This window comes from Pararcticibacter amylolyticus (assembly GCF_003130405.1).
GTDB classification, from domain to species: Bacteria; Bacteroidota; Bacteroidia; order Sphingobacteriales; family Sphingobacteriaceae; genus Arcticibacter; species Arcticibacter amylolyticus.
Genome location: NZ_QEAS01000003.1, coordinates 314,897 through 317,028, shown reverse-complemented (window position 1 = coordinate 317,028; position 2,132 = coordinate 314,897). Strand labels below are relative to the sequence as shown.

Below are 2,132 nucleotides of genomic sequence, written 5' to 3'. Positions count from 1 at the left end.
GCGATGCTAACCAATGGCTGATGATTATGAAAAGAACCAGTTTATTTATTTTTTGCACTTTGTTAGCGGGACTAACGGCGTGTTCAGTGAAAAAGCAGTTAAAGCCCGATGCCGGCTTTCTGAAGGTTGCAGACCAGAGTTTTGCAGATGCCGCTTCGCAGTATAAGGTGATGATGAAGAGACTGCCGGCAGATCGTTTTCCTAAAACCTATCATGCCGCTACAGACAAACTCGAGACAAGTGGATCAGACTGGTGGTGCAGTGGCTTTTATCCGGGCACTTTACTTTATTTATACCAGCAGACAAAGGATCAGGTCTTATTAACGGAAGCTGAACGTATACTGAAAGTCCTGAAGAAAGAAAAAGACAACAAGACCACACATGATCTGGGCTTTATGATGTATTGCAGCTTTGGAAATGCAAACCAGATCGCTCCGAAGCCTGAATATAAAGATGTCCTTTTGACAAGTGCGAAATCACTGGCCAGCCGCTTTGATCCTAAAGTGGGCTGTATCAGGTCATGGGATTCAAAAGATTCTGATTTTCTTGTTATAATCGATAATATGATGAACCTGGAGCTGTTGTTCTGGGCAACCCGTGAAACAGGCGATTCTTCCTTTTATAAGATTGCCGTGACACATGCGGAGACCACTGTGAAAAATCATTTTCGTCCGGATTACAGTTCTTACCATGTAATAAATTACAATCAGCAAACCGGCGAAGTTCAGAAGAAACGTACAGCGCAGGGATATTCTGACGAATCAGCCTGGGCAAGAGGGCAGGCATGGGGGCTCTATGGCTATACACTGATGTATCGTGAAACAAAAGACAAGAAATACCTCGATCAGGCCAATCACATCGCCCAGTTCATTTTGAATCATCCCAATATGCCGGCTGACATGGTTCCTTACTGGGATTTTAACGCCCCCGATATCCCGGATGCGCCACGTGATGCATCTGCCGCTGCGGTTATGGCTTCTGCCTTACTGGAGTTGTATAAATACGCAGACAAGTCTGATGCCGCACAGTATTATGACTGTGCGGGTAAAATGCTGAAAGCGCTTGCCTCTCCAAAGTATAAAGCCGGGACAGGTTCCAATGGCGGGTTTATTCTGGAACACAGCGTCGGTCATTTACCTCAGAAAAAAGAGGTTGATGTTCCGCTGACCTATGCTGATTACTATTTTATAGAAGCTCTGAAGCGATATAAGGAAAGCTAAGATCGTTGTCAGACAGATGCAGCAGCGGTATACCAGGCAGAAAGAAACATGCAAGGGTATACAAAAAAGAGTAATTGGTATACATTGTTGGCCGGTAAGTATCTTTTACTTAATATGGTTTTCTGCAATGACTAATATTACGTAGATATTCTTCAAATTTTATTACAATGAAACCAGTATTGTTTCTTTTAAGCAGTGTTGCAGCTCTTTTGGTGAGCCTGGATTGTGCCTCTCAAAAGCTTCCCGAAACACAGCCGAAACCTGTATGGGTGCAGTCGCCGGTCAGGGTTGACGGAAAGCCCGACTCTTCGTTCTCTTCTTTTAGAGCATATAACAAGAATACAGGTCTTTATTACACTATTGGCAATGATGACAAGAACCTGTATCTCCTGGTGAAATCAGGTGACCAGGCTATTACTAATAAAATCATGATGGGCGGCATCACCTTTTCTATTAATACGGAAGGGAAGAAGAAGATCAAAGATGCATACGGTATTACCTTTCCTGTCATATCGCCTCCACAAAGAGGGCAGAGACGGCAGGGCAGTGGTGGCTTTGGCGGGATGGGGCAGCCCGGAGAAGGGCGTCAAAGACCTGACTCGGCCGCTATTGCAGAAATGAGAAAACAACAACTTGCCGGGATGAAGGAGATCGGGATATCGGGCTTTAAACAGATCAGTGACAGCCTTATCTCGATTTACAATGAGTATGGGATAAAAGCAGCGGCAGCTTATGATAAAGAAGGGAACTATCTGTATGAACTTGCCCTCCCTTTCAAAGAGATAGGGCTCAATCCGGATCAGGTAAAAGAACTTACATATAACATCCGAGTAAACGGACGGCAGTTTGCAATGGCCGGGAGAACAGGAGACGGCGGAGATATGGGCCGGCGTGGTGGTGTAGTCGTTGGCT

At 45.1% G+C, this 2,132-nt stretch carries 2 protein-coding genes; both read left to right on the top strand.

Translation table 11 applies throughout. The features are described from left to right. Positions 1–20 precede the first annotated feature (20 nt). Positions 21–1,220, top strand: a complete 1,200-nt coding sequence (locus tag DDR33_RS05685; protein WP_109414849.1) for a glycoside hydrolase family 88 protein — start codon at positions 21–23, stop codon at positions 1,218–1,220. A gap of 167 nt (positions 1,221–1,387) precedes the next feature. Next, the coding region (locus DDR33_RS05680; RefSeq protein WP_158280642.1) for a hypothetical protein at positions 1,388–2,132 on the top strand (745 nt) is incomplete at its 3' end.

Bases quoted from the DNA above. Each gene is read 5' to 3' on its own strand.
- DDR33_RS05685 (WP_109414849.1), top strand. From the start codon at position 21: ATGATTATGAAAAGAACCAGTTTATTTATTTTTTGCACTTTGTTAGCG.